The 26,834-nt window shown below is 46.9% G+C and carries 21 protein-coding genes and 5 pseudogenes; 7 read left to right on the top strand and 19 right to left on the bottom strand.

Annotated elements, in window-relative coordinates:
- Positions 1 to 122: 122 nt before the first annotated feature.
- Positions 123 to 725: pseudogene (locus IEW48_RS17070) on the bottom strand (RNA-guided endonuclease TnpB family protein); the annotation flags it as partial.
- On the opposite strand from IEW48_RS17070, the pseudogene IEW48_RS10045 reads away from it, so the two are divergent.
- Positions 663 to 1,289 (top strand): annotated as a pseudogene (locus tag IEW48_RS10045) (IS256 family transposase); the annotation flags it as partial. The pseudogenes IEW48_RS17070 and IEW48_RS10045 sit on opposite strands and share 63 nt — an antisense overlap.
- A 131-nt stretch (positions 1,290 to 1,420) precedes the next feature.
- On the opposite strand, the pseudogene IEW48_RS10040 reads toward IEW48_RS10045, so the two are convergent.
- The 4 genes and pseudogenes from IEW48_RS10040 to IEW48_RS10025 form a co-directional block, all read right to left on the bottom strand.
- Positions 1,421 to 2,047, bottom strand: a pseudogene (locus IEW48_RS10040) (IS3 family transposase); the annotation flags it as partial.
- A gap of 178 nt (positions 2,048 to 2,225) precedes the next feature.
- On the bottom strand, positions 2,226 to 2,981 hold the full coding sequence (locus IEW48_RS10035) for a hypothetical protein (protein WP_188623636.1): 756 nt from the start codon (positions 2,979 to 2,981) through the stop codon (positions 2,226 to 2,228).
- A 41-nt stretch (positions 2,982 to 3,022) separates the two neighbouring features.
- Positions 3,023 to 3,403: a histidine kinase gene (locus tag IEW48_RS10030; RefSeq protein WP_188623635.1), complete on the bottom strand. Its 381-nt coding sequence runs from the start codon at positions 3,401 to 3,403 to the stop codon at positions 3,023 to 3,025.
- Positions 3,384 to 3,719, bottom strand: a complete 336-nt coding sequence (locus tag IEW48_RS10025; protein ID WP_188623634.1) for a PAS domain-containing protein — start codon at positions 3,717 to 3,719, stop codon at positions 3,384 to 3,386. The genes IEW48_RS10030 and IEW48_RS10025 overlap by 20 nt, the downstream gene beginning before the upstream one ends.
- A 269-nt stretch (positions 3,720 to 3,988) precedes the next feature.
- Here IEW48_RS10025 and IEW48_RS10020 point away from each other — a divergent pair, with 269 nt between their 5' ends.
- Genes IEW48_RS10020 through cydS form a run of 3 tightly spaced genes read left to right on the top strand, consistent with a single transcriptional unit; the run spans position 3,989 to position 6,453 of the window.
- A complete protein-coding gene (locus IEW48_RS10020) occupies positions 3,989 to 5,341 on the top strand; it encodes a cytochrome ubiquinol oxidase subunit I (RefSeq protein ID WP_188623633.1) in 1,353 nt (450 codons plus the stop codon).
- Positions 5,326 to 6,339: a cytochrome d ubiquinol oxidase subunit II gene (locus tag IEW48_RS10015; protein WP_007505427.1), complete on the top strand. Its 1,014-nt coding sequence runs from the start codon at positions 5,326 to 5,328 to the stop codon at positions 6,337 to 6,339. The genes IEW48_RS10020 and IEW48_RS10015 overlap by 16 nt, the downstream gene beginning before the upstream one ends.
- Positions 6,340 to 6,354: 15 nt before the next feature.
- Entirely contained in the window at positions 6,355 to 6,453 is a 99-nt protein-coding gene (gene cydS / locus IEW48_RS17645; protein WP_007505425.1) for a cytochrome bd oxidase small subunit CydS family protein, read from the top strand.
- A 266-nt stretch (positions 6,454 to 6,719) separates the two neighbouring features.
- Here the strand turns inward: cydS and IEW48_RS10010 are convergent, their stop codons facing one another.
- The 8 genes from IEW48_RS10010 to cydD form a co-directional block, all read right to left on the bottom strand.
- Positions 6,720 to 7,388, bottom strand: coding sequence for a response regulator (locus tag IEW48_RS10010; RefSeq protein ID WP_188623632.1), 669 nt, complete (start codon positions 7,386 to 7,388; stop codon positions 6,720 to 6,722).
- On the bottom strand, positions 7,342 to 8,250 hold the full coding sequence (locus IEW48_RS10005) for a sensor histidine kinase (protein WP_188623631.1): 909 nt from the start codon (positions 8,248 to 8,250) through the stop codon (positions 7,342 to 7,344). Before IEW48_RS10005 ends, IEW48_RS10010 begins: the two co-directional genes overlap by 47 nt.
- A gap of 24 nt (positions 8,251 to 8,274) precedes the next feature.
- Complete coding sequence (locus IEW48_RS10000; RefSeq protein ID WP_188623630.1) at positions 8,275 to 9,018, bottom strand: ABC transporter ATP-binding protein; 744 nt, start codon at positions 9,016 to 9,018, stop codon at positions 8,275 to 8,277.
- A 55-nt stretch (positions 9,019 to 9,073) separates the two neighbouring features.
- Entirely contained in the window at positions 9,074 to 9,901 is an 828-nt protein-coding gene (locus tag IEW48_RS09995; protein WP_188623629.1) for an ABC transporter permease, read from the bottom strand.
- 22 nt (positions 9,902 to 9,923) lie between these two features.
- Positions 9,924 to 10,562 (bottom strand): nitrous oxide reductase accessory protein NosL, encoded by a 639-nt coding sequence (locus tag IEW48_RS09990; RefSeq protein WP_188623628.1) that lies wholly within the window; start codon positions 10,560 to 10,562, stop codon positions 9,924 to 9,926.
- The gene (locus IEW48_RS09985; protein WP_188623627.1) at positions 10,559 to 11,863 is read right to left on the bottom strand and encodes a right-handed parallel beta-helix repeat-containing protein; all 1,305 of its coding nucleotides are present in this window, start codon (positions 11,861 to 11,863) and stop codon (positions 10,559 to 10,561) included. Before IEW48_RS09985 ends, IEW48_RS09990 begins: the two co-directional genes overlap by 4 nt.
- Before the next feature lie 238 nt (positions 11,864 to 12,101).
- Positions 12,102 to 13,856: a thiol reductant ABC exporter subunit CydC gene (cydC, locus tag IEW48_RS09980; protein ID WP_188623626.1), complete on the bottom strand. Its 1,755-nt coding sequence runs from the start codon at positions 13,854 to 13,856 to the stop codon at positions 12,102 to 12,104.
- Positions 13,853 to 15,583, bottom strand: a complete 1,731-nt coding sequence (gene cydD, locus IEW48_RS09975; RefSeq protein WP_188623625.1) for a thiol reductant ABC exporter subunit CydD — start codon at positions 15,581 to 15,583, stop codon at positions 13,853 to 13,855. Before cydD ends, cydC begins: the two co-directional genes overlap by 4 nt.
- Positions 15,584 to 15,937: 354 nt before the next feature.
- Between cydD and IEW48_RS09970 the strand changes: the two are divergent.
- Together IEW48_RS09970 and IEW48_RS09965 are read left to right on the top strand one after the other, a co-directional pair.
- A pseudogene (locus IEW48_RS09970) lies at positions 15,938 to 16,934 on the top strand (NAD(P)/FAD-dependent oxidoreductase).
- 34 nt (positions 16,935 to 16,968) lie between these two features.
- Positions 16,969 to 18,265, top strand: a pseudogene (locus IEW48_RS09965) (MBL fold metallo-hydrolase).
- 348 nt (positions 18,266 to 18,613) lie between these two features.
- Here IEW48_RS09965 and IEW48_RS09960 read toward each other — a convergent pair.
- From IEW48_RS09960 to tpx, 3 genes are all read right to left on the bottom strand, one after another.
- Positions 18,614 to 20,086 (bottom strand): protein adenylyltransferase SelO, encoded by a 1,473-nt coding sequence (locus IEW48_RS09960; RefSeq protein WP_188623624.1) that lies wholly within the window; start codon positions 20,084 to 20,086, stop codon positions 18,614 to 18,616.
- A 154-nt stretch (positions 20,087 to 20,240) separates the two neighbouring features.
- Positions 20,241 to 22,451: a catalase/peroxidase HPI gene (gene katG, locus IEW48_RS09955; protein WP_188623646.1), complete on the bottom strand. Its 2,211-nt coding sequence runs from the start codon at positions 22,449 to 22,451 to the stop codon at positions 20,241 to 20,243.
- A 172-nt stretch (positions 22,452 to 22,623) separates the two neighbouring features.
- Entirely contained in the window at positions 22,624 to 23,136 is a 513-nt protein-coding gene (gene tpx / locus IEW48_RS09950) for a thiol peroxidase (RefSeq protein WP_007505413.1), read from the bottom strand.
- A gap of 226 nt (positions 23,137 to 23,362) precedes the next feature.
- Between tpx and IEW48_RS09945 the strand changes: the two genes are divergently transcribed.
- On the top strand, positions 23,363 to 24,058 hold the full coding sequence (locus IEW48_RS09945) for a glycine/sarcosine/betaine reductase selenoprotein B family protein (protein WP_188623623.1): 696 nt from the start codon (positions 23,363 to 23,365) through the stop codon (positions 24,056 to 24,058).
- 222 nt (positions 24,059 to 24,280) lie between these two features.
- Here IEW48_RS09945 and IEW48_RS09940 read toward each other — a convergent pair whose 3' ends face one another.
- From IEW48_RS09940 to IEW48_RS09930, 3 genes are all read right to left on the bottom strand, one after another.
- Entirely contained in the window at positions 24,281 to 25,606 is a 1,326-nt protein-coding gene (locus IEW48_RS09940; protein ID WP_188623622.1) for an IS1380 family transposase, read from the bottom strand.
- 202 nt (positions 25,607 to 25,808) lie between these two features.
- Positions 25,809 to 26,234: a hypothetical protein gene (locus IEW48_RS09935; protein ID WP_188623645.1), complete on the bottom strand. Its 426-nt coding sequence runs from the start codon at positions 26,232 to 26,234 to the stop codon at positions 25,809 to 25,811.
- A gap of 182 nt (positions 26,235 to 26,416) precedes the next feature.
- On the bottom strand, positions 26,417 to 26,716 hold the full coding sequence (locus IEW48_RS09930; RefSeq protein WP_188623621.1) for a hypothetical protein: 300 nt from the start codon (positions 26,714 to 26,716) through the stop codon (positions 26,417 to 26,419).
- Positions 26,717 to 26,834 lie beyond the last annotated feature (118 nt).

Genomic DNA, 26,834 nt, shown 5'->3' with positions numbered 1-26,834 from the left:
GGCAGGGGATTCTTAGGTTTTTGACTTCTTTGTTTTGATAGCCACATTCAGAGCAAAGTTGTGAAGATGGAAATTGCTTTGTTCCAGTTAGATCCGCCTTTTTGGCGGCGAGATAGGATTCATTGCCACCTAGCTAGCTTCTTTTCATACTTTCTAAAGTATTTCGGAGCATTGATTTTTTTGCCAGTAGAGAGGATTACAAAATCTTTTAATCCTGGGTCAACACCCACTGCCTTTTCGGAAGTTGGTAACGATTTAATCTCCGTTTCACAAGAAATAGCTACAAAATATTTGCCTGATGGATTGCGGCGGATCGTAGCAGAAATGATTTTTCCTTTGACTTCTCTTGATTTTGCAAATGTTACCTATCCTAACTTGGGTAGTTTAATTTGATATCCAACTACTTCGATCATTGGTCTTCCTTTTTTTGGATAATTGCATTGGCTAGTGTAAGATTGGACAGGATTTTTCTTGCTTTTGAAGCGTGGACGGTTATTCTTCTTTTGAAAAAATCGTTTAAATGCGTCATCTAAATGTTTCAATACATTTTGCAATATTGTAGAATTTGCTTCTTTTAACCATTCCAATTCCTTTTTTAATTGGGTTAACTGGTTGGCACAGGCGTTATAGGTTAATCCTTTGCCTGTTTGTTCAATGGATAGCGGGAGATTCTCCAACAGCTCTACAAAAGAGGCGTCAAGGAAGTGCTTATGGGCGTATTCGATGGACTACCGGGGTTGGAGGAAGCCTTTAAGGCGGTGTATCCGCAAGCCGATGTGCAGCGTTGTGTCGTTCACAAAGTCCGTAATACCTTAAATCGTGTTCGGAAAAAAGATCAATTCGAAGTGGCAGAGGACCTCAAGCTGATTTATCGCGCGCCGAATAAGGAGATGGCATTACAGATGTTTCAACAGTTTGAGTCGAAATGGTCAAGCAAGTATCCGAGAGAAGTTCAATCTTGGGCCAATGAGTTGGATGTCCTCCTTACATTTATGGATTATCCAAGCAGTATTCGAAGTGTGATTTACACGACGAATGCCATTGAACGCACGATCAAGGAGATTCGGAAACGTCTAAAGCCGATGAACAGTTTGAGCAGTTTAGAAGCTGCGGAAAAAGTCGTGTATTTAACCATTCAAGATTTTAATGAGAAATGGGCAGGGCGAAAGTTAAGAGGATTTGCCGAAGCGCATGAAGCCCTCGAGCGAATGTTTGAAGAACGTTATCATCAACCAAATACTGTAAATAAACAAAATAGGGGGATTCTCCCTTTCCACACAAGAGACTGAATATTCAGTCTCTTGTGTGGAGGAAATATCCCTCCTCTATTCTAAATCCATTTCAGAGATACCCCATTTATCTTACATTACACAAAATTCTTGGATTTGAGTCAATATCCTGGACACAAAAAAGTTAAGTTCGTCAGCGATTTGGCAAAGGAATAGCCAACGATTTTTTGGGTATGTAAATCCATCTCAGAAGCTAAATAACACCATCTATCTTTAAGGATATGAATGTAGGTGATATCGGCGACCCACTTCTCATTGATGGTGTTGGTGGTGAAATCCTGTTTGAGCAGATTGTCCCGTTGGATCACCTTTTCCTTGCTTGGATAGGGTTTGTATTTCTTTTTCACAATGGAACGAATACCTGACTTCTTCATTAAACGCTGTACTCTCTTGAGGCTGACTTGAAATCCTTCCTGCTTCAACAGATGATGGATTTTGGGAGCGCCACAGCGCTGTTTGCTCTTTTGATGAATGCTGATAATTCTTTGGGTGATCTCCCGGTTTTCACGTTCGCGGTTTGACTCTTTATGATTCAGTCTTTGATAGTACGTGCTTCGGGGAATCCCCAGCACTTTACACAGGGTATGAACTGGAATAGACTCATCTCCAGAACCCACTGGAGTAAACTGCTTAATCCATCTGTAAACCGTCACTTCAGATACGCCATATTCGCCGGACAGATCTTTAACAGAAGTTCCTGAATGGTAGAGATCCACAATCATTTTTTTAAAGTCGTCATTGAATTTCTTTCGGTTCATATTGGACACATCCTCTCCCAATTTTTATTGTAAGGGACTTAACTAAAATGTGTCCATGAAACTATACTAACACCATAAACTATTAAAATGAACTGCCATGCCTCTGTCGTGATAAGCTCCCATCTCCCCCATGTTAAACATAAGCTCGTTGTCGTTACACAGATCGTCTCTTCTCTTCTCAGTTCCTCTTTTCATCAGCGCTCCTGATTTCAAGGCAGTCAATGGTTTTCTCACGGCGGGCTTTGATAAGCATGATAAACCCAATGACAAGCAAGAAGAAGTAAAATTGCCGGGGCTCTATCAGTCCCAAAAGTGGCATCTGTTCACGCGCGGCAGTGCTGATCAACAGTTGGCCGCTGCTGAATCCGGTCAAGGCTTGGCCCAACCAACGGACGGATTGGGGATGAAAGCCTTGCCAGACAATCCACATCAGCAATAAGACATGCCAAAACATTTGATAAAGATGCACAGGATGTGCTTCTAAGGACAACAGGTCTGCTAACCAGGTCCATTCTATCTGGTTTCCTCTCTGGCGGGTCAACACTGATTGGATGAAACCCGCCACAATTGTGATCAGGATCAACAGATTAAGCTGATTGACAAGAGGGAGACTTTGTTTTTTCGTTTTAAAGAGCAAGTAAACACTGAAAACCAGAACAGCCACCCACAGCTCTTTGTACCCACCCCGGTAAAATAGCAGGAGTACTGGATCTTGCAGAAAAAACAGAGGTCTGAACAAAAGCGGACTTAGCTTCCAGGCCAGTAAAGCATAGAAAAACGCACTGAGCAAGATATCAGTACTCAACCTCTTCTCCCTGTCTGCAACCGCTGTGTGCCATTTGAGATAATAGAGCAGGACAGCAAAAATAGCTAAACCATAACTCACAAAGTTGACGGGTATTACCAGCGGACCGATAATCACACTCTCATTCATTATCAAAATCTCACCTTCTGTATCTCAAATTGCCCCAGTTCTTAACGGCTCTTCACCAGCAGTTGAATCGCTTCTTGAATTATCTTGTCTGCGCTTTCGCCCTTTTCCATCTGCTGCAACATGCACTGTTCCATATTCTTTGGGCGAAGTTTTTTGCTCATCTGCTTCAAATCCGTAATCGTCCGTAGCAGCAGCTCTTCCATTTTCTCGTAAAGACTGCAATATTGCGTTTGATTAATAACTGGTCTTAAACTTTGTAATCCTAAATAAATGCTGAACACATTTTGCCCGATGACATCGTGTAATTCCTGCGAAATACGTTTTCTTTCAGCTTCTTGAGCCAATAGTGTTTCTTGAATTAACAATTTTCTAACTTGCCGTGTCTCTTTTTCAGACGGGTCCTTAATCATTAACACCATCATTTTTTTTTCCATCTTGAAGATGCATCGATGATAAACGCATTTCAAAAGGCATGTACTTCCCTTGATATACGGGCATTTCTGCTTGAAAGTAATCCATTGACTCTTCAGTCGCTAATAAACAACGTTCTTGGCCATCCAAAACAGTACGCGATTGACAATATGTGCAGTAAGGGACCTTTTCCCCAACCTCCCAGCCGGTCATTCTTTGCCCTTTTTCATTTACGTAATGAATACGCCTGTCTTCGTCCATGATGACAATACCAACTTTTAACTTATTGAGAAGATGTCGATAAAAATCGATATGATGAAACGTCATTTCCTCTAGCCTCTCCTTGTTACACCTAGATAGCTATTATAGTAGTCTACATCACATGTAAATGCCAGTAAATCAGGCATTTCCCTCAAAAATAGTGCTTAATCACGATTGTCGGTTTTTCGTCAAAAGATTTCCACACATTGTTCAAAGCGAGCATACTCTAAAAACATTTGACGGTGTTAAGATAATCACAGATAGATATGATTTTCTGTATAAAGCTTAAATCGTGTTTACCTGCTTGAAATTGAACTGCATAGGAGGGAAAAACCATGTTGCTCTTTGAGGATCCCGTATTTGCCAGCAGGATGCTCTCCTTATTAACGCTTTCCATTCACGCCATTTTTGCCACCCTGGGCGTCGGCTTGCCCTTGATGATCATCATTGCCCACTGGCTGGGCATTAAAAAGAATGATGAACATTATCTGTTGATGGCTCGGCGCTGGGCCCGGGGGTTCGTCGTTTTAGTGGCGGTTGGGGTGGTGACCGGCACAGCCATTGCCTTGCAGCTGGCCTTGTTGTGGCCCAACTTTATGGAAATGGCTGGTCATGTCATTGCGCTGCCCCTGTTTATGGAAGTGTTCGCCTTTTTCTTTGAAGCGATTTTCTTGGGCATTTATCTGTACACGTGGAACCGGTTTGATGATCAGCGCAAGCATCTGTTACTCCTTATTCCCGTCGCCATAGGGGCCACGATGAGTGCCTTTTTTATCACCACAGTTAATGGCTTTATGAACGCCCCGACCGGCTTTCAAATCATCGATGGCCAAATGACGGGAGTGAGCCCCATCGAAGCCATGTTTAATCCGGCCACACCGACGAAAGCGGCTCATGTGATCAGCACGGCGTTTATGACCTCTGCCTTTGTTTTGGCCGCTCTTGCCGCTTACCGGCTTTTGAAGGGCGCTCAACATGTTTACTATAAAAAGGCGCTCCATCTCATGATGGTCGTCGGCTTGATTTTCGCCATCGCCACCGCTGTAATTGGTGATTTTGCCGGCAAATATTTGGCCAAGCATCAGCCGGAAAAACTGGCTGCTGCCGAATGGCATTTTGAAACGATGGAAGGCGCCCCGCTCGTTTTGTTTGGCATTTTAGATGACGAACAGAACGTGCGCTTTGGCCTGGAGATTCCTTATGCCCTAAGTATTTTGGCCCATAACCATCCCCAGGCTGAAGTGATTGGATTAAACGAATTTCCTCAGGAATGGCATCCGCCTTTATTCATTCACTATCTCTTTAATCTGATGGTCATCATCGGTGTGTGGCTAGTGCTCTTCTCCTTTGTCTACTGGTGGGGTATGCGGCGAAAGTGGACGATCGTCACCAGCCGCTGGTTCCGCCGCTTGATCGTGGCCAGTGGACCCTTGGCCATGCTGGCTATTCAAGCGGGCTGGTGGATGACCGAGTTCGGTCGCCAACCGTGGATTTTACGAGGCGTGATGACCGTTGAAGAAGCAGCCACCCAAAGTCCCTATGTCGGTCACTTGTTCTTCTTTTTTCTGGCCCTGTACCTGATCTTAGTCATCGGGGTTGTTGTGGTGTTGCGTAACATTAATCAGCGTTTTCCGCTGGAGCAAGATCTGGCTCATGAAGGGGGTGAGCGTCCATGGATTACGAAGTGATCGGCATGACCGTATTGTGGACCTTTTTGTTCGGCTATGTGATCGTCGCTTCTATCGATTTTGGCGCTGGTTTCTTTAACGCCTACAGTTTATGGACCGGACAGCATCAGGTGCTCTCCAATGTGATTCAGCGCTATCTGTCGCCCGTATGGGAAGTGACCAATGTTTTTCTCATCTTTTTCTTTGTCGGCATGATCGGTTTCTTTCCTTCCACGGCTTACTATTACGGCAGCGCGCTGCTCATTCCGCTGAGCATTTCCATTATCTTGCTGGCCATTCGTGGGTCGTACTATGCGTTTGAAACGTACGGCAGCAAAGGACACCGGGGTTACGCTTTCTTGTACGGGGCCACAGGCCTGGTTTTGCCCGCCTCGTTGTCCGTGGTGTTCACCATTTCTGAAGGCGGGTTTATCCAGCTGACCGAACGGGGACCGGTCCTTGATTACTGGACTTTGTTCACCAGCCCCTTATCATGGAGCATCGTGGTGCTTGCTGTTGCCGCCGTGCTGTACATTTCCGCCGTTTTTCTGACCTGGTACGCGGACCGCGGGGGTCACAGCCAAGCGACTGCCCTGTTTCGCCGCTATGCCCTCATTTGGGCTTTGCCAACCATTGTGACGGCGATGGGCATCGTATACGAGCTGAGAAACCATAACCCGGATCACTTTGCATCACTGTTAAACTTATGGTGGATGTTTGCCATCAGTCTGCTGTTCTTTGTGGCCAGCGTCTGGCTGATTTGGCAAAAAAAATACTACGGCACTGCCTTTTTGTTGCTGGTCGGCCAGTTCGCCTTTGCTTTTTATGCGTACGGCATATCCAAATACCCGTACTTGTTGTATCCCTATTTAACCGTCTATGACGGCGCCACCAATGAAGCGATGGCCATCGCCTTGATTGTGGCCTTTGTGGCTGGGCTGTGCCTGTTGGTTCCCTCCTTGTACCTGTTGTTACGCTTCTTCGTCTTGGATGACCAGTATGTGGCGGGAAAAAAATAATGCGGGGGGATGCAGATGAATGATGTTCTCATTTATTATGCACCGTTTATCGTCTTGGGCTTGAGCATCGTTTTCGCCTTTTATGCGGCTTTAAAACAATCACCTGAAGATTAAGGCTGGCAAGGAAGCATACAAGCACACGGTTCTCTCTGCAAAATGTATTGGGTGGCATTGACGCCAAACAGTGAGGACCTGTCCCGCATATGAGACAGGTCCTGTTCTATGTCTGCTTTTTTTATGTCTGCTTGAATAAGGAGATGTCGTTTAAATGTCCTCATCTTTAGTGGGCACAAATTTAACGCTATCATAACGGTAAATTTGCGCTTCCTCCACGGGTTGAGCACCGATAAAATGCTCACGGACGATTCGGTTCTGAATTTTTAATTTTTAGGCGGATAGAGTCCTTGTTCATACGCATAGCGCGTTAATTGTACGCGATTATTGAGATGCAGTTTTTGCATGATGTTCTTCAGATGATTTTTCACCGTATATTCAGAAAGGTGAAGCTTCCCGGCGATCTCTTTGTTTGTCAAACCTAATGCTACCAGATGCAGCACTTCCCGCTCCCGGTGGGTTAAGGGCTGTCGCTCCTCACTCGTCCCTTCTTTTTTTCGGTTAAATTCATTCAGAATTTGGCTGGCCAACGTCCGGGACAGAGGGACTTCGTCACGGATAAACGCTTGTAAACATTCATACCAGGTCGATGACGTCAGGTGTTTGAGGAGATAGCCTTGAGCACCGCATTTGAGGGCCTCCAGCAAATTGGCGGCATCATCGGAGACGGTGACGATCACCACCTTGATTGCTGGAAAATGTCCTTTTATGATACGCGTGGCGTGCAACCCATCGATATCAGGCAGATGAATATCCATGAGAATCAAATCGGGCATCAGCTGTTCAGCCAAGGTGATGGCTTCTTCCCCGCTTTTGGCTTCCCCGATCACGACCATATCGTCATGCATGTCGATGATGTTGCGCATCGCTTCCCTGGCATGTTTCGCATCATCCACGATCAGGATGTTTAACGGACTGTCTCTGTTTGGACGCATCGCCTTTTCCTCCTTGACCCTCTTTTCTGATGATCACTTCAGTACCGGTCTCACGGGAATGCCAGGTGATCGTCCAGCCCATTTCAGCGGCCCGGTCACGCATAATTTTCGTTCCAAACCCCCGTTCCGATTCAAACGGCGGATTAACGGACAGCCCGCGCCCGTCATCGGTCACACGACACAGCCAGTTGCCATCCTCCTCATAAGCCTCGATATTGACCATTGAGGCCTGAGCATGCTTGTGAATATTGACCAGTGCCTCCTGCAGACAGGCATACAGTTCAACTTTCTCCTTGGCACTGAGATGCTCCTCTGCCAAGCGCCAATCGAGCTGCACGGTCAGGCCGGATTCCCGCTCAAACCGTTCAATTAATTCATGTACTGACTGGGTCCATGGCCATTCTTCGACAGATATGCCTTGCCGCAGACTGACGATGGCTTGACGCACATCATCATGGATGTGCCGGATGAGCTGGCGGATGTGACAGTAGGTTTGATCACCAGAGAGCTCCGGCACACGCGCTTGCCACTGTTCGCATTTGACACCAAGCAGAAACAGCGATTGGGCGACGCCGTCATGCAGTTGTCTGGCCAGCTTCTCCCTTTCCTCCAACATCGCTTTTTTCGTTTTTTCTTCTTCCAATTTGTGTTGTAACGTTTCCAGGGCCTGAAACAGCCGGCGCACAAAGATCATCGTCACGGCGAAGACAATGACGGGAGTCAGCCAGTTTCCTGCTTCCATCGACAACCGTTCCAACATGTACGGCGTGTGTCGCACCAGTTCCCAAATACCTACCGTGATGGTCGGGATGAGCAGGATCAACCATTTAATGCGTTGATAGGATTTGAGCTCATGATTCATCATTTTCCCACTTTCTGCACCGGTTTATTTTTGCTGTTCCAGATCAAGTACCATCGTCTGGAAAATCTCATACAAGTCTTCAGTTCCATACTGCTCAGTAAAATACTTCACCGTTCCGTCGTCAATAATATTTCCTTTGTGTATAAACACGATCCGGTCAGCGATCTCTTTAGCGATGTGCAAATCATGGGTGGAGAAAATAACCGTATGACCGTCTTCTTGCAGGTGGAGACAACATTCAGCAAAAAAACGGGTCCACAGCGGATCAAGTCCGTTCGTCGGCTCATCAAAGAGGAGGAGCGGCGGTGAAGCGAGCAATGACTGAGCCAACAAGAACCGCTGGCGCATTCCTTTTGAAAGCTGAGTAAATTTTTTCTGTTTATGTTCCGACAATTCCACAAGGTCAAGCAAGCCGTCCGCTTTATGCTCCGGTTCTCCGAGCAAGCGGGCGTAGAAGTGCAACAGTTCGCTCACTGTTAGGGGAATGTTGGCCTGGAAATCATCGGGCATGTAGCCAATCTGTTTCAAGTATTGCTTTTTACGGTCCGGTTGGCCGACTTGGGAACGGCTCAGTCCATTGACGATGACATCGCCCTGTGTCGGCTGAAGTATGCCAGCTATCATTTTGAGCAAGGTGCTTTTTCCGGCGCCGTTGCCTCCGCACACCGCTACAATTTCCCCACGGTCAAGCTCCAAGTGCGGAATGTTGAGCACCGTTTGTCCCCCGTATACTTTTTGTAAATGGTTGATGGAGACAAAAGATGGCATCATGATCACCTATTCATGAAATCTCTGCTATGGCCGGACGGCCTATAGCCAAGTCCTACTTCGCGTTTCGCTTTTTCTCCCAAAAATATATCCCAACGCCTAAATGGATGCCACACCATAATAGAGCAATACCGGCAAACTGCAACGTACCGAATGGTGAGTGTATCCATGACATCCAGTCATAATAGTGTGGACCGAACATATATCCGCCACCATGGTGAACAGTGGTGTACAGACGCACTAGTTCAGCCGGGTTTAACATTGTCAAGATTTCGAGAGCCGGTTGTGTCCACAAATACGGCAACTGATTGACCATGGCTAGCACTACAACAGGCCAGGCAATGATCAACACAAACCATAATCCAACGCTCATACTGAAGGCTTGCCAGCGGTTTTTGGACACGGCACCGACCATGATCGCCAGCGCTAAAAACAAAACCGATAGCAAAATGGCAAAAATAATGGCCGCCATAAATAATGTTGAGGCGACAGGCCGGTCGAAGATGACGCCGAGCAAGCTAAACAAACCGAGAACGAGCATGCTGTAGGCTGACAGCAACAGGCTTAAGGCGATAAACTTGCCCAGTAAAAAGGAGAACGAGGAAATCGGATAGGAGGCTAATAAAGACCATCTCCCGTCTTCCCATTCACCGGCCACAGAAAACGAACCGGTTAATAAGGCAAACAGGGGGACAATGTACAGGAGTAAATTGATCATCGCCCCTGCTGCCTGCGTATAGGAGGCAATCGCTGCGTCTCCTATCCCAAGTTGAATCAGCCAGATCGCCAGCGCAAAGACAAGCATGATGGCTACAAACATATATCCCCACATCTGGCGCAAAGCAATTTTTAATTCATAGAGAATAAACGTTTTTAAAACCAACGCTTGCCATCCTTACCCACGTTTAGTTTTGATCCTCATGATCATCATCATGGTCATGTGCATCATGTTCGTTAGGCTCGTCATGGTCGTGGCTGTGGCTGTGATCGTGATGTTCGTCTTGATGCTTTTTCTCCATCATTTCCCCGTGTTCACCGTGCTTGTGGTCTGTATGACCATGTTCCTGTTTTAACTGTTTCATCATCTCCATGTTGCGTTCCCAATGATGGTTATACAGATCGTCAACAGTCAACAGGACGCCAGTGCCTTGTTCCTCTATAAATTGCTCCGCTTCATCTTGATGTTTAAACGATAAAACGTTGTAGGCCATTGCAGTTACAAAGGATGAATCATAGGCAAAAACGGCTTCTTCCAGCACGATCCATTCCTCGGTCAAATAATCACGCACATAGCGTACGGCGATATCATCATCACCATGTGTTTTTTCCCATTCAAACATACAGCCGATGTCGTCAAACTTAAGCACGCGACCGTTTTCTAAAATGATTTGTGTCGTGTTATAATCGTCAGGCACCATCATGTGGCAAACTTCACATTGATCCAGCTCAGTGATCGCTTGTGGCTGTGGTAATTCCTTTTCCTGACAGGCGGCTGTAACCAGAATCAATGCTAGTAAACTAAGTACAAGGACTGCTTTTTTCATTTCCGCCAACCTCCTAAGTAAATAATAAGCATCCCGGATAATACAAATATGATGCTGTACAACCAAGGCTTATGGTTCCATTCGCCGACGGATGGTTCAGCCGATCGGGCAGGAAACTCAAGATTAGTCGGTTGAGTTAAAGGCTGTTCATCACGCAACCAGCCGCTCGTATCCGTTTTGAACAGTTGCTGCAAGAAAGGCAATCCGGGTGAGCCGACCAATATTTGAGCTGCCGGGTGTTGATCCACCATTTGCTGCAGAAACGGATCAGCTTCAAAGGGCACCTCACTCAACCCATCGCCGGTTATATCGATGCCTTGAACATCCCAATAATTGGCGTACACCACATTGTTTGCACTTTGCTGCGCTTGAGCGGCAGTGACATTAGCCATAATCGTATTGTTGAAGATCTTGTTGTCGTTAGCGCCGTCTAACTGTAAACCAATGACGTTGGAGGCAATTTGGTTGCTGTGAATGGTGTTGTGCTGCGAATCATCAATGAAGAGGCCGACAAGATTGTGTTCGATAAAGTTATGGCTCACTTCTGTTTCCGTTTCGTCGTAGAGCAATAGCCCCTTTGCATTGACATGAAAGTAGTTCCAGCGAAACTCGTTGTGTGTGACTTTGGAGCGTTGGGTTCCCATGATCATTCCGCCGACAATGTTATGGTTGGCCCGGTTGTGAGAAACGACCGTATCCTGAGTAAACATGAGATGGATACCGTATCGGGACCGCTCGATATCGTTGTTTTTAATTTTTACAGCTGAGCTACGTTCCACATACACCCCGTCACGCACCCAGCGAAGAACGTTGCTGTGCACGTGTGTACCGTGTGAGAACCAAATTTCAACGCCATGTCCACGCCGGCTCATGTCACTCGATTTTTCGCCAACGATTTCATTATGAGCGATAACGAAGTTCTGTGTGCCTTCTGCCCTAATACCTGTGCCTTGCGTTTCAATCCGCAAATGATGGAACCTGTGATTATTTCCGTAGGCTAAAATGGCCGTGGCATCAGCAGCAGTAACCGGTTGAATCAGCACAAGACCGGTCACCTCAACGTGATCCGTTTCAATTGTCATGACGGGTTGTTTGTCCACGGCGGTAATAATCACTTCCCCGTCTCCTTTGAGCGTCAGCGGTTTCGTAATGACAAGCGACTCGTTGTAAGAGCCGGCCGGTATGCGCACCGTGTCATAAGGTTCAGCCGCATCAATCAGGGCTTGGATACTTGAAAGTCCCGCATGTTGTTCAGCGCTAACGGTGAGCCGTCCGAGCGTAAGCAGCGCGCCAGCGATCATGAGTACAACACATATAGTCCGCAAGTCATGGCACATGATGACAAACAACCTTTCAAACGCTGTTTAATCATAAGTGGTCTGAATAAAAACTGGTGCACCCATTCACGTTCGACAGCACAAAACATCACATGGATGAACCTAAAAGAGCTAGCCCTAAACAAAAGTATAGACAAAGACCAATCTCTTTAACATGACTCTTTCGGGCTATGACTGTAACGAAACTGTGAACAAATCCTGGTTAACGGTCATTCAGTGCATCCTGTTCCACTTGCTTCAGCCGATAAAACATTCCTCTTTTGTTCATCAATTGCGCATAGGTGCCTTGTTCTTGGACGGAACCTTCGTCCATAACCACAATCTGATCCATCATGTCCAAGTTGCTTAAATGGTGACTGACGTAAATAAAGGTTTGGTCTCGAGCGGCATCGAGCAGCTGAGCCATCAGCTTTTGGGCCCTCGGGTAATCCAAGGATGAGAAGGGTTCATCCAGCAACCACAACTGGCCCTGACGCAAAAGCACTCTGGCGATGGACAAACGCTGTTTTTCACCCCCGGATAAGTTAGCCCCTTGATCAAAGACAGGCTGATCGAGCGAAAAAGTATCAAGCCCGGCCTGGCGTAAAGCGGCGATTAATTTGTCGTCCTCCACATCAGCCAGCAAATTATCCCGTATTGTGCCGCTAAAAAAGTGCTGCTCCTGCAGAACGGCATTCGTTTTTTGCCAGATGACCTCCGGTTGGAGCTGGTCAATCGGTATGTCGTTCAACAAGATCTGGCCGGAAGAAGCCTGTTCCAAGCCCAGGATTAAGTGCAAAACGGTCGATTTCCCCGATCCGCTGGCCCCTACAATAGCTGTTTTTGAACCAGCCGGTACTTCAAAAGTGACGTTGTTTAAAGCGGGACGCCCTTCCCCTGGATAAGTAAACGAAACCGCTTCAAAACGAATAGCGACCGGCCCCTCAAGAGACACATGTGCCGGTTGGGATACCTGCACAACGTTATCCGGTTTGCAGGTCTCTTCTTCCTGCTTCCGCTCTTCTTCTTTTTGCTGGCCAATGCTGAATACCCGCCTGGCTGCTTCTTTATTTTCCCGAAAGTAATTGGGAAAGGCGGCCATCGGTGCCGTATGTTCAAACAAAGTTAACGTCAAAAGCAAAAACATGGCCAAATAGACACCTTCCAGCTGACCGTTGGTGATGAGCCATCCCCCCACTGCCAAGACCGCAAAACCCGTCACCATGCCGACCCACTTGTCTGCCACTTGTTGAAGCAGTTCGTGCTTTTGTATCTGGGCCTGGGTTTGAATCAGCGTGTCATTGGCCTGCTTAAACTGCCTCTCTTTTTCCGCCAGTTGACGATAAATCTTAAGCTCCTGAAAGCCGAACAACAGCTCCGTCGCTTCTGCCGACAATTGACTCTGCTGTTCTAGAGCCGTTTGCTCCCTCTTTTGGCGCAAGACATGAAAGAGAGCAGGCAAGATCACCGTTGTCATGATCAGTCCGACCAAAAGCAAGAGTGCCAGCCACCAGGAAAAGTAAAGGGTAAACGACACAGTGGCCAGGAAAATGAGCACCAAGACAACGGGTGGGTAAAAGATTCTTAAAAAAAAGTGTTGCAACGCTTCCACATCGGTCACCACCCGGGACAGCAAGTCTCCGGAGCGCAACCGTTGCAGACGAACGGGAGAGAGGCGTTCCAATTGTGCAAAAAAGTGTGTGCGGATGCGGCTCAAAATGGTAAACGTGGCCCGGTGGGAAACGTAGCGCTCCAGATAGCGGGCAATAGCCCGGATAAAACCCAACAACTTCACCGAGGCAATGACCACCATTAAAGCGTAGACAGGGACGCTTAAAGCCGCTTGGGAAATCAGGTAACCGCTGGCTGTAAATAAGCCGACGGCCGCCAGTCCAGTGACCCAACCAAACAAAACCGTCAAGAGCACATCCCGCTTTTCTTGCCAGATGTGTCGCAAAACGGGCTGTAAGTCTCTCATTCCTTTCTGCCCCCCTCAACACGAACTTCTTCTAAACCCAATAACTGCCGATAATGGGGACTATGCGCTTCTAAATCAGCATGGGTTCCTTGAGCAACCACTTCACCTTGATCCAAAACGAGTATCCAGTCGGCTTGTTTGACGGTGTGAAGGCGGTGGGCCACCGTGATCACCGTGGCCGTTTTAGCCAACTGGGACATGGATTGCAAGAGGATTTGCTCTGTTTTCAGATCCAGCCCTTTGGTCGGTTCATCAAAGAGCACCAGGGATGGTTGTTTGACAAAGGCCCGGGCCAGCGCGAGGCGTTGTTTTTCTCCGCCAGATAAACCCCGTCCCCCTTCACCGATCGGTGTCTGGATCCCTTGTTCCAAGAGAGCGACGAGCTCAGCCAGACCCGCCTGCTCAATGGCCTTGAGCACCTCTCTCTTGGAGGCACCCTTTCTGTTGGCCAGGGCGACATTGTCATAGATGGACCCGGAAAAAATGTACGGATGTTGAGCAATATAGCTCAGTTGATCAAACCACGCTTCTTCCCGGACGTTTTCCCGGGACTGACCATTGATCAAGATCTGACCGTCTGTGACGGGAACGAGGCCGGCGATCACCCTTAAGAGCGTGGTTTTCCCCGCTCCGCTCGGACCAACAATGGCTACCATACGGCCGGCAGCAATGGTTGCGGTGATGTTTTTTAAAACCGGCCGTCCTTGATAGGCTACGCTCACCCCTTTCAATTCCAGCTCTGGAGGTAAACGATCCAGTGGCTGATCCCCCCAGCGGACCTCCTCCTTGGCTTCACCCAGTTTTTCTTCCAAGGTTTTGGCCGCAGTGATACTTTCCCGCCCGGTGTGAAAGGCACTGCTTAACTCTTTTAAGGCCAGATAAAACTCAGGGGCCAACAATAAGACAAAAAACGCGTTTTGAAAGCTGATGGTTTCAAACATGATCAGACTGATGGCCAGTTGCAGGGCAATGAGCCCCATGCTGAGCATGGCAATCAATTCCATCATGAACGCAGATGTAAAGGCGACCGAAAGCACCCCTAAAGTGGCCTCGCGGAAGCGGATGCTGTGGGCCTTAATTTTCTGTTTTTCCTCTTTAGCCCGGCCGAACAGCTTCAGCGTGGGCAAACCTTGTAACGAATCGAGAAAACGGCCGGAGAAAGCAGCTAAAGCTTGCAATTGTTGCTCTGACTGTTCTTTGGTCCTCTGGCCGATAATGGCCATGAAAATGGGAATAAAAGGGGCGGTGATGACTATAATCAGGGCAGAGGGCCAGTTAGCCACCGTGATGGCGGTCAACAGGCACAAAGGCACAACAGTGGCCCGAATCAGATTGGGCAAATAATCCCGGTAGTAAGGGTCCACTTTGTCGACGACGCTTAAGAGCACACTCACTTTTTCTCCGGTCCGGCCTTGGCCGGCCAGTTCAAAGGGCGTTTGCAACAGGTGCCGAAGCACATGCTGGCGCAGGCCTGTTTTGGCCACCTCCGCCAACTGGATACCCACCCGGCCGTTAAGATAGGCGAGCACCGCACGCAGGGTGATCACGACAAACAGCAAGAGCAACAACGAACCGAGCGCTTGAACAGGAGCACCATCTAAGAAGAGTGCGCTGATGATCCCCACGATCAGATACGCCTGGCCAATGATCACTAAACTTAAGCCCAAGGAAAGCATCCCCATCAGAATGACCTGGCGCCGGACAATAAAGGTTTTGATCAAGGACATAGAAAACCACCCCTTCTGCTGCCCCATGCACAAAGATCAGACCTGTCCCCGGGGCACGAGTGAAACGTTCAGCTTGCTATTAGCTATAGTTTAGCTCAATTGTGTATGATGATGATCACTTTTGCTGAGTTTTTCACACAATCCTCATTTTCTGGACAAAATAAGTTCACGAATTCTCACATGTATGACGTGAAGCGTTAGTGTGTACATTTAGGGGTTTTCCCCGATAGTATCTCGTTGCCACCCCGCTTATACTGGTATTGGGCACTCGTGTTAGTCCTAACTCACTAGACGAGTGAGGTGGATGACAGCAGCTTTTTTTGAAACCGTTTACTACTTGAAGGAGGTGACAACATGCCTGTGCAAACAGGATACGAAATCGTCATTGTCGGTGGAGGAACTGCCGGCATTTCAGTCGCCGCCCGACTGAAAAAGAAAATACCCCACGGTAAAATAGCGATTATTGATCCTGCTCATAAGCACTATTACCAACCATTATGGACGCTCGTAGGAGGCGGTATCTATCCAAAAGAAGCGAGTGTAAAAGATCAGCTGAGCCTCATTCCATCCGGTGTAAAGTATATTCAAGAGGTGGTTACTGAAATCGACCCTGATCGACAACTCGTTTTGACGAATGAAGATTCTCAAATCAGTTACGACTATTTAATTGTTTGTCCCGGCCTAAGTATCAACTGGGATGGCGTCAAAGGTCTGAAAGAAGCGATCGGCAAAGACGGGGTCGTTACCATTTATTTTTACGATTTTGTGGATAATTCGCAATTTCAAGGGGGGTAATGCTGTTTTTACCTTTCCCAATACACCGATTAAGTGTGGAGGGGCTCCGCAGAAAATTATGTATCTCGCTGAAGAGCATTTTCGTAGGGCGGGCATTCGTTCAAAATGCAGCGTCAAGTTTTACACGGCGAAACCTGAGATGGGACCAGTAGCATTCTTGAAGAACAGTGCTATCGTTGATCAGGCGGGTTGGGTCGATGTCGATCCGCATACCCTTCAACATAAAAAATACGAGACGATTTTTGCCCTCGGTGATGCGGCCAATTTACCGACGTCCAAAACAGGCGCTGCGATCCGCAAACAAGTACCCGTCGTCGTTCATAACCTGCTCGCTCTGAAGCAGGGGCGTGAGTTAACCGCCAAGTATAACGGTTATACGTCTTGCCCGATCGTGACTGGACGTGGAAAGCTCATCATGGCAGAGTTTGATTATGCGAAACAACCGCAAGAGACGTTTCCGTTTGATCAGTCGAAAGAGCGTTACAGTATGTTTCTTGTTAAGAAACATGTCTTACCACGCTTATATTGGTACGGCATGTTAAAAGGTAGAGCGTAATTCATGAGTGAAAACATAGCGGGGGGTATGGTAAATGCTACTGCGTTACTTTTATGATGAAAAGCTTGCGCAGGCTTCTTATCTGGTAGGATGTCAAGCAACCGGTGAGGCCGTCGTCATCGATCCTTCTCGCAATATTGATCCTTATCTCGAAACAGCCGCTAAGGAAGGAATGAATATTGTCGGCTCTCTCGAAACGCATATTCACGCGGATTTCCTTTCCGGTACACTGGAACTTGTGACACGTACGGGGGTTGTCGCCTATTTATCCGATGAAGGTGGGCCGGACTGGAAATATCAATTTGTTGACCACATTGATCATAGGCTGTTAAAAGACGGTGATACGTTTACGATCGGGAACCTTCGTTTTGAGGTGATGCATACACCTGGTCATACACCAGAACACATTTGCTTTTTGTTAACGGATAAAGAAGGCCAACAACCGGTAGGCCTCTTTACCGGGGACTTCGTTTTTGTCGGTGATGTCGGACGGCCGGACTTGCTTGAGAAAGCTGCTGGCGTGAGCGGGACCGCTGAGAAGGGAGCCCGTCAAATGTTCCGTTCATTAAAAAGGTTTAAAGAGTTGCCGGATAGCGTGCAAATTTGGCCCGCTCACGGTGCAGGCAGTGCCTGCGGAAAAGCATTAGGTGCTATACCTACAAGTACTGTTGGTTATGAAAAACAACATAACTGGGCGCTTCAATACACCGATGAGGAAGCCTTTGTCCAAGATTTACTGGACAATCAGCCTGAGCCGCCAAAATATTTTGCGATGATGAAAAAAATGAACAAGGATGGACCCGCTTTGCTTCAACAACAAAACGTTGTGCTTCCTTTATGGCCAACGAAAAAAACCTTTGAAAAGTGGCTGAATGATGATCATGTCGTCATTATTGATACCCGCCCTTTCCAAAGTTACGCCCAAAGCCATATTCCGGGAACGCTGAACATCCCTTTTGAAAGCTCGTTTACAAATTGGATCGGCTGGCTGGTCAACTATGAGCAAGAGGTGTATTTGATTGCCGAGCAAAAGCACATTCAGGATCTGTTACTGGCATTTTATTCCATCGGGCTCGATACGGTAAAAGGTTACATGCCGCCATCGATCATTACTAAACTTAATCGTGAAGGACTAAAGGCTGAAAAATATGCTCAGGCGTCTCCTAAAGAAATAGCCGAGCAAATTTTAAGTGGTCTTATGCCGGAGCGGTTTAAGAGCGGGTATAGCCGCTAGTATTCTAAAAGCCAAGGGTATTCAACAAATCATTCATTTAACCGGAGCTTATCAAGCCTGGATCGCTGAAAATTTACCGATTACAGCAGAAAAATAAAGGCCTGTTGAATTAGGGCTTGTTGATTGATCCTCAAATAAAAACAGAGGCTGCTTTTTGGCGGCCTCTGTTTTTATTGGTAACGATTTCTGTACGCCATTTGTCACTGCCCTTAAACTTTATGATCTTCTTCGGGACTATCTGCTTCTAATTGATGGCTGTCTGATTGATTTTGTTTTTTCTCACGGGCTATCACAGCCAAAAAGAAACAAATAACTGGGATCAGATAATAGTACCAGGGTATGATTTGTAGCCTAAGATCATTCAAATGGACTTGGGTCTATATCCTGACATAAAAAGCGAGATGTTCCACTTACTGAGATGTTTTTGTAGGCCATATAACCTTGATCAGGTGCCACAAAATGTTCGGTAAGGTTTGTCGGAGGGCTCTGGCAAGGTGGCATATTCATCTTGATCAGGAGTATAAGCGTAAGGTTGGGACAGAACCTGAAGCAATTTCTCCATCACAGTGTAGTCTCCGTCTTTGACCGCTGCTTCCAGCGCCTCTTCAACCCGGTGATTACGCGGGATAATGGCAGGATTGGTGGTGCACATCAGCTCGTGAACCGCTTCAGGCGACGCTTGTTGGCTGTCTATGCGCTGCTTCCAGCGCACATACCATTGTTTAAAACCCTCCGTCTCAAAAAACGGTTGGTCATTTAACTGTCCTGTCGTCAGCGCGCGAAACGTATTGGTATAGTCTGCCTGATGTTGACGCATTAGCTGCAGCAAATCATTGATCAACGATTCATCTTCCGGCTCTTCATTGATGAGACCTAATTTCGCTCTCATGCCCTTTAGCCACTGGTCATAAAAATATCTGGGAAAATCTTCGAGCACATCTTCGGCCATCTGCACAGCTTGATTCTGATCATCAGCAAGAAGCGGTAATAAAGATTCTGCGAACCTGATCAGATTCCATAAGCCTATGTGCGGTTGATTGCCGTAAGCATAACGCTCTTTGGTGTCGATGGAGCTAAAGACAGTGGCCGGATCATAAGTATCCATAAAGGCACAAGGACCGTAATCAATCGTTTCCCCGCTAATGGTCATATTGTCGGTGTTCATCACACCGTGAACAAAACCAACCAACTGCCAGTGGGCAATCAATCTGGCCTGGCGCTTGACCACTTCTTTAAGCAATAAAAGATATGGGGATCCGTCAGTTATGATGTTTGGAAAGTGCCGATTAATCGCATAGTCAGCCAGGTTTTTCAGTTCTTCTGCACTGCCCCAGGTTGCCGCATATTGGAATGTCCCTACACGCAGATGACTGGCAGCAACACGGGTCAAAACAGCACCGTCCAGCGGGGTTTCACGGATGACCTTTTCCCCTGTCGTAACCACCGCTAAACTGCGGGTCGTGGGGATTCCAAGCGCATGCATCGCTTCACTGATGATGTATTCACGCAACATCGGCCCTAACGCCGCCCGGCCATCACCACCGCGGGAATATGGCGTTCGCCCCGAACCTTTGAGTTGAACATCAAATCGTTCACCCTGGGATGTAATCTGCTCACCTAATAAAACTGCCCGCCCGTCTCCCAACATTGTAAAATGCCCGAATTGGTGGCCGGCATAAGCCTGAGCAAGCGGTTGGCTGCCTTCAGGAACTTTGTTTCCAGCCAGCATGGCAACATGATCAAAGGTCCGCAACACATCAGGCTTTAATCCCAATTGGACTGCTAATGGATCATTAAGGATGATCAAGCGAGGCGCAGGCACAGGTGTTGGCTTGACAAAGCTGTAAAATGATTTCGGCAAACGGGCATAACTGTTATCAAAGTGCCATCCTGCTTTGGTCACAGCATGATTTGTCATGGCCATCTCCCTTTCATGACTGACGCAACCATTTCCATATTTCCCCCACTGTCGCATTTTTCCCATACATCAAGATATAAAAAAAGGGCTTAATAACAGTGAACATCATTTTTCCATGTTATTAAGCCCCGTTGTCACAAGATTTAGCTTGCTGTTAAACGATGACAGGCTCTTTCGCTTTGAGATTGAGATCAAAGCGGTCGGCATTCATCACTTTTACCCAAGCAGCAATAAAGTCGCGTACAAACTTCTCCTGATTGTCATCCTGGGCATAGAATTCAGCGTATGAGCGCAGCACTGAATTGGACCCGAAAATGAGGTCGACACGGGTTGCCGTCCACTTCACCTCACCACTTTTACGGTCGCGCAGCTGATAGATGCCCCCTTCTGTTGGCACCCACTCATAATTCATGTCTAACAGATTGACAAAGAAATCATTGGTTAACACACCGACACGATCTGTAAACACGCCGTGTGGCAGATTTTTGTAGTTGGCCCCAAGCACCCTTAAACCACCGATCAAGACGGTCATTTGCGGTGCGGTCAGATCAAGCAGCTGTGCTTTGTCCAACAATAACTCTTCCGGACCGACGCTGTATTCTTGCTTTTGATAATTGCGGAAGCCGTCAGCATACGGCTCCAGTACCTCAAAACTTTCTACATCAGTCTGTTCCTGAGTTGCATCTCCTCGGCCGGGAGCAAAAGGCACTTTGATATCAAAGCCGGCGTCACGGGCCGCTTTTTCCACCGCAGCGCTTCCCCCAAGCACAATAAGGTCGGCGATACTGACAGGTTTAGGCAGTTGTTTCTGGATGTCTTCATAGACCGCTAACACTTTGGCCAGCTGTTCCGGTTCATTCACTTCCCAATCTTTTTGCGGAGCGAGACGGATGCGAGCCCCGTTGGCCCCACCTCGCTTGTCCGAATTGCGGAAGGTGCTGGCTGAAGCCCATGCCGTTTTCACCAGTTCACTGACCGTTAAACCAGAGTTTAAGATGATTGCTTTAATCTCTTCGATCTCAGTGTCACTTAACTCATAGTCCACGCTCGGAACCGGATCTTGCCAAATAAAGTCTTCCTCCGGTACTTCGGGACCTAAATATCTTGATTTAGGCCCCATGTCACGGTGCAACAGTTTAAACCAAGCGCGGGCAAAGGCGTCAGCAAATTCATCCGGATTCTCGTAGAAACGGCGGGCAATTTTGGCAAACTCCGGATCTTCCCGCAAAGCCATGTCCGCAGTGGTCATCATCGTTGGCACTTTAACACTGGGATCTTCCGCATCAGGAGCGAGATGCTTCTCTTTCGGGTTAACCGGTCTCCACTGATAAGCACCAGCCGGACTTTTAGTCAGTTCCCAGTCATATTCAAACAGGAGTTCAAAGTAGGTGTTATCCCATTGAGTCGGTGTTGGTGTCCAAGCTCCTTCTATACCGCTGGTGATCGTGTCACGCCCTTTTCCTTTGCCATAGGTGCTCTGCCAACCCAGACCTTGAGCTTCGATCGGTGCTGCTTCCGGTTCAGGACCAACATGGGCAGCGTCACCGGCACCATGCGCTTTACCAAATGTGTGTCCCCCAGCCGTTAAGGCCACAGTTTCTTCATCGTTCATGCCCATCCGTCTGAATGTTTCCCGGATATCACGGGCAGCTGCTTTCGGATCAGGTTTGCCATCCGGTCCTTCGGGGTTGACATAGATCAGACCCATTTGCACAGCGGCCAACGGATTTTCCAGCTCGCGGTCTCCGCTGTAACGTTCGTTCCCCAACCATTCTTTTTCGACACCCCAGTAGGTATCTTTTTCAGGATGCCAGATATCTTCCCGTCCAGCACCGAAACCGATCGTTTTACCACCCATAGATTCAATGGCCACATTTCCAGCCAGAACCAACAGGTCCGCCCAGGAAATTTTGTTGCCGTATTTTTGTTTGATGGGCCACAACAGACGGCGCGCTTTATCCAAGTTGGCATTGTCCGGCCAGCTGTTTAAAGGCGCAAAACGCTGTGCACCTGTTGAGGCACCGCCACGCCCGTCACCAATCCGGTATGTACCGGCAGCATGCCAGGACATGCGGATGAACAACGGACCATAATGGCCATAGTCGGCAGGCCACCAATCCTGACTTTCAGTCATCAATTTCTTCAAATCTTCTTTCAGTGCCCAATAATCCAGTTTTTGAAATTCTTCAGCGTAATTAAAGTCTTCATCATGAGGATTGGTTTTCCTGTCGTGCTGGTGCAAGATGTCCAGATTAAGCTGGTTAGGCCACCAATGTTCATTTGTCGTTGCCTTGGACGACTGGTTCGTCACACTGCCATGAGAAAAAGGACATTTGCCAGTGTTTCCGTTGTTTTTATTTTCCATCACGTTTCCCCTTCCCTCATCATTTTTTTTAATCATTATCCTAGCTCTTGCTCACATGATTTAGAGCATCACTAGTTGATAATGATTATTACATTATAATTATACTAAATTAGATGGTGGAAGTAAAGTGTCTGATTGACCAGCAAGCATCATCAATCGCCTTGACTCACGCTCATGACTGTGATGACAAAGCCTGACGAACTGCTTGCAAAACGGCATCGTAGTCTGGCTGTTCGGTTACCTCGGGCACGTATTGGGCATGAATGACAGTGTTTGTTGTATCGATGACAAAAACCGCCCGAGCGAGCAAGCGAAGATGTGGAATCAGCACGCCATAAGCCTTGCCAAAAGACAATTCCCGATGATCCGACAACAGAACCACACGGTCAATACCTTCCGCTGCACACCATCTTTTTTGGGCAAAGGGAAGATCGACACTAATGGCAACCACAGTCACATCATCCAGTTGGGAAGCTTCTTCATTGAAGCGGCGTGTTTGTTGTTCACAAACAGGCGTGTCAATAGATGGCACCGCATTGATGATTTTGATTTTGCCATCCAGTTGGTCAAGCGTCACTTCGGATAAATCATTGGCCACAACAGTAAATGACGGTGCTTGGTCACCAACTTTGACCTCATTTCCTTTCAGGATGACCGGTTGTCCTTTAAACGTGACTTGAGGCATACAAATCCCCTCCCTTAAATCTTTCTTTTGACTATTTATGCTTGGTTTGATCAGTGTATATCACCTACTAAATAGTCTAGCAAAATAATAATTTTCAATCTACAATAAAGCATATCTATACATAATATTTAAAAAATTTTTATAATAAATAATAGAAACACTTCTGTTCGATGACACCAAATGATGACACCTGATACATCATATATATTTAAAGAGGTGGTGCGCTTTGACTTTTAAGTCAATTCCTTATACACCTGTAACGAAGCGATTACAGGACATGGAGATCGCTCTCGTGACGACAACCGGGATTCACCTCAGTCATCAACGCCCTTTTTATTATGACGCTGATGATCCAGATACGAGTTTCCGTGTCATTCCAGGATCTGTAGATGTTCAGCATTTAAACGTTTCCCATTTCGCCCCAGCAAATGAATTTAATGTTCGTCCTATACAAATGGACATCAATACCGTATTTCCTATTGAACGATTACGTGAACTCGCCCAACAACAATTGATAAAAAAGGTGGCTCCCGTACATTATGCTTTTATGGGCTATATCTATCGGCTTAAAAAAATGTCCGAAGCGCTTCCCGAATTTTTAACGATGTTAAACTTTTTCACCCCTGATGCCATCGTATTAACAGCCGGATGTCCATATTCCCACCGCACAGCTGTCCTCATCCAAAGAGCGATAGAATCCCAAGGCATACCAACGGTTCTCATAACGATTGATCTGATCAAAACCCAAAATTACAGACCGCCTCGCTGTATATACCCCGTTCATTTACAAAGAAAAACTCCGCTTGGAGCCCCGCATCATGTTGAAGAGCAAACAAGTATATTAAAATCAGCACTTCACCAATTAACACTGCCTCAAGAGCCAGGTCAGATTATTAAAATATATCCAAAGCAACAATCTTAAACTATCTTAATTTTAACCTGAATCCGTGACATATGGGCGGGATTGGTTTAAATGTTTGCCACATGATGACTTATAGACATTAAAATGATCACAAAATATTTGATTATCACCTTAAATACCTATATATTCCAGCCCATCCCCCGCCCAGCAGATTTCGATGGCATGCCAAAGACGCCCTGGTCACAGGGCGTTTGAGTGACAGGTCAAATGTCTGGGCGAGGTTTAGGCAAAAGCCTGATAGAGCCGTTTAAACGGTGTTAACCAAGCCCGTGATCCAATATACAGATATTGCCGGCGGGCATGTGTCACCATTTTTGCTGCCAGGGTGATCAACGTCTGGATCACCGTCCGGATCCGGCGCCGCTGCACTTTTTTGCGCAGGGGGCTGTCATTCACCCGCAAACTCTCCTGACTGATGATCCGCAGCAGGGTATAGGTAAACAGCCCCAGACATAAGACCAGATCATTGGTGGCAAACTTACCGGACGGTAAGCGTTCCAAATCCAGATCGGTCTTGAGTTCACTATGAAACTGCTCGCAGGTGGCATGATCATGGTAGAGGTCAATGATATCGGCCACGTCCTCATCCAGATCCGTCCAATAAACATCCACCGTGATCTCTGGGATTAAAAGAATCTGGCCATCTTTGGCGATCGTCGTTTCCCGCACATCAAACACCTGATAGACCGGTTGGGGCAATCCCGGATCGGTCACACGGATTTTACCCGTATAGCGTGTGCACCCCTCCCGGATCACCGTGGCTTTTCCCTGATCCTGAGCAATGGCCAGCCAGGCTTCGGGGGATTCCCGGCGCAAGTTGCGTTTAATGATAAAATGCACCCCTTCTTCCTGACAAACGGCCAGGTTGTTCAGGGCATCGTTGCCGGCATCCATCCGTAACAACAAGGGTTTCTCGGTCATGCTTTTGGCCCGGGGAATCATCTCCCGCAGTTTTTGGTCCACCTCTTTCTGGACATGGGTGCGCCCTTCGCGCAACTCGGCATACAACCCGTACCCTTCCCGGCCAATATAGGCCAATAAGGGGGCATAGCCATCACAGCCTTTGTAGGTCCGGCTCACGCCTTCTTTGTGGGTATCGGTGTTATCAAAAGGAGAGACATCCACGTCGATCGGCACATAGCAGGTGCCACTGTTGAGTTTAATCGCACTGGGCTCAAGACCTACCTTTCTGGGAAGCCGGACCATTTCATCCAGCAGGATATTCCGCCACTTTCTGATCTGGGCCAGCCCATCCAGACGCTGGCGGAGCCGGGCTCGAGACGGTACACTTTTGAGCTGAAGGGCATATTGGAAGAAGTCATCCTCACGAAAGGCTTCGATATGTTCAAAATCGCTTTTACCCTGAGCCAGCAATCCGATCATGGCATAAACAATGTCACTGTGGGACAGTAAGGGATACTTCAATCCTGGGATCTTGAGTTGGTTCAACTTGGGGCGTAAGTCTGTTTTTTCCAAGAGCAATCCAATTAATCCCAATCCACTATGGGCTGTTAATCGTTCATGAGAGGCTTTAATAATAAACCGCATCCTTTTCACCTGCCAGGTGGGAAAATCTGATTATACTTATTCCCATTGTACCAAAGCAGGTGAGGGATTAATAGATGAATCCTCACGGATTCAGGTATATGTGTTCATTTTATCTGCCACCTATGATGTTTTAGTTTCGAACGACTTCAACTGTCTTTATTCAGTGGGTACAAAATATTCCCTTTATCAGCGTTTTCTTAAATTATATAAACCATCCTCTTTGCTGCACCATTTTTTCAGCAAGGGCTAAGGTTTGTTCTGCTTGATCTTGCCAGCCAATAATCGCATCTATAAACGGTTTTACATCCACAGGCGCAGCTTCCCTCATGATTTGGAGCCCCTCTCTTACTCCCTTGTCTTCTTGCTTGGCATTATTAATACAGGAAACCAAGGTTTCTACAATGGATTCGTGATGTTCATCACTTTGCAAACGGTAAGCGGAACCGGCCGCGGTAATACGGTGGTAAGAAGCTGGAACAAGATGATTATGCATTTCTATATTCCCTTCCAAATCTTGAGTTCTTGGGATAAAAAATAGCTGTGTACTCATGGAACAAACCATTTGCTCTGCAAACAAACTATTTTGTAAATGATGGTACACAACAGACCAATCTTGTCGTAGCGCCATTTGATACACAATAAATCCCTCCGTGGAATATAGTCGATGCATTTTATGCTAACACCCAGCCAAAAGTAACCCTTTGCAAACGAACAAGCGCTACAGCAGGTTTGGATGTGTACTCCTGATAATGTGGCGGTGAAACTCCCTGATCATTGCTAATGTGTAAGAGATCTTTGTTAAGTTAAAGTTTAAATGTTAAAACGCTCGATTTGATCGTATTGACGGTATTTATATAATATCTTCCTTTGCCATTCTGAAATGAGATCGAAATGTGGATACCGGGGATGCGGATCAATCCATTCTGGATCCAAACCTTCTTTTTTACCCCAGGCAATTAATTTATCCATGTCTGCACAACCCACTTTTGTTACTGTCTTTATTTGAGGATATCTGGGGTGAACCCAATAATGGGTGATAAAAGCGATTTCACCTTTTTCCACTTTCCTTTTCCAAAGGTTTAACTCTTTTCTGGTGATGCCAAAAGCCATATCAAAATTCCCCCGCTGTTGATAGCTTTTTTCCATAATTTTTTGCCGCTGTTTAAAGGAATTACCGTTAATGATCAAGAATACATCATATATAATTTATATAATTTTTTGAAAGGAT

Origin of the sequence: Caldalkalibacillus thermarum (assembly GCF_014644735.1) — a bacterium.
Lineage (GTDB): Bacteria > Bacillota > Bacilli > Caldalkalibacillales > Caldalkalibacillaceae > Caldalkalibacillus > Caldalkalibacillus thermarum.
Note: the sequence above shows the minus strand (reverse complement) of the source record. Positions and strands in the feature narration are given on the sequence as shown.

Bases quoted from the DNA above. Each gene is read 5' to 3' on its own strand.
- IEW48_RS09930 (WP_188623621.1), bottom strand. From the start codon at position 26,716: ATGGCTTTTGGCATCACCAGAAAAGAGTTAAACCTTTGGAAAAGGAAA.
- IEW48_RS09960 (WP_188623624.1), bottom strand. From the start codon at position 20,086: ATGACAAATCATGCTGTGACCAAAGCAGGATGGCACTTTGATAACAGT.
- IEW48_RS09985 (WP_188623627.1), bottom strand. From the start codon at position 11,863: ATGATCGCTGGCGCGCTGCTTACGCTCGGACGGCTCACCGTTAGCGCT.
- IEW48_RS10005 (WP_188623631.1), bottom strand. From the start codon at position 8,250: ATGAATCATGAGCTCAAATCCTATCAACGCATTAAATGGTTGATCCTG.
- IEW48_RS10010 (WP_188623632.1), bottom strand. From the start codon at position 7,388: ATGCGTCCAAACAGAGACAGTCCGTTAAACATCCTGATCGTGGATGAT.
- IEW48_RS10030 (WP_188623635.1), bottom strand. From the start codon at position 3,403: ATGATGGTGTTAATGATTAAGGACCCGTCTGAAAAAGAGACACGGCAA.
- IEW48_RS09940 (WP_188623622.1), bottom strand. From the start codon at position 25,606: ATGCGGTTTATTATTAAAGCCTCTCATGAACGATTAACAGCCCATAGT.
- IEW48_RS10025 (WP_188623634.1), bottom strand. From the start codon at position 3,719: ATGACGTTTCATCATATCGATTTTTATCGACATCTTCTCAATAAGTTA.
- katG (WP_188623646.1), bottom strand. From the start codon at position 22,451: ATGGAAAATAAAAACAACGGAAACACTGGCAAATGTCCTTTTTCTCAT.
- IEW48_RS10035 (WP_188623636.1), bottom strand. From the start codon at position 2,981: ATGAATGAGAGTGTGATTATCGGTCCGCTGGTAATACCCGTCAACTTT.
- cydS (WP_007505425.1), top strand. From the start codon at position 6,355: ATGAATGATGTTCTCATTTATTATGCACCGTTTATCGTCTTGGGCTTG.
- IEW48_RS10000 (WP_188623630.1), bottom strand. From the start codon at position 9,018: ATGCCATCTTTTGTCTCCATCAACCATTTACAAAAAGTATACGGGGGA.
- IEW48_RS10015 (WP_007505427.1), top strand. From the start codon at position 5,326: ATGGATTACGAAGTGATCGGCATGACCGTATTGTGGACCTTTTTGTTC.
- tpx (WP_007505413.1), bottom strand. From the start codon at position 23,136: ATGCCTCAAGTCACGTTTAAAGGACAACCGGTCATCCTGAAAGGAAAT.
- IEW48_RS10020 (WP_188623633.1), top strand. From the start codon at position 3,989: ATGTTGCTCTTTGAGGATCCCGTATTTGCCAGCAGGATGCTCTCCTTA.
- IEW48_RS09990 (WP_188623628.1), bottom strand. From the start codon at position 10,562: ATGAAAAAAGCAGTCCTTGTACTTAGTTTACTAGCATTGATTCTGGTT.
- IEW48_RS09935 (WP_188623645.1), bottom strand. From the start codon at position 26,234: ATGGCGCTACGACAAGATTGGTCTGTTGTGTACCATCATTTACAAAAT.
- cydD (WP_188623625.1), bottom strand. From the start codon at position 15,583: ATGTCCTTGATCAAAACCTTTATTGTCCGGCGCCAGGTCATTCTGATG.
- cydC (WP_188623626.1), bottom strand. From the start codon at position 13,856: ATGAGAGACTTACAGCCCGTTTTGCGACACATCTGGCAAGAAAAGCGG.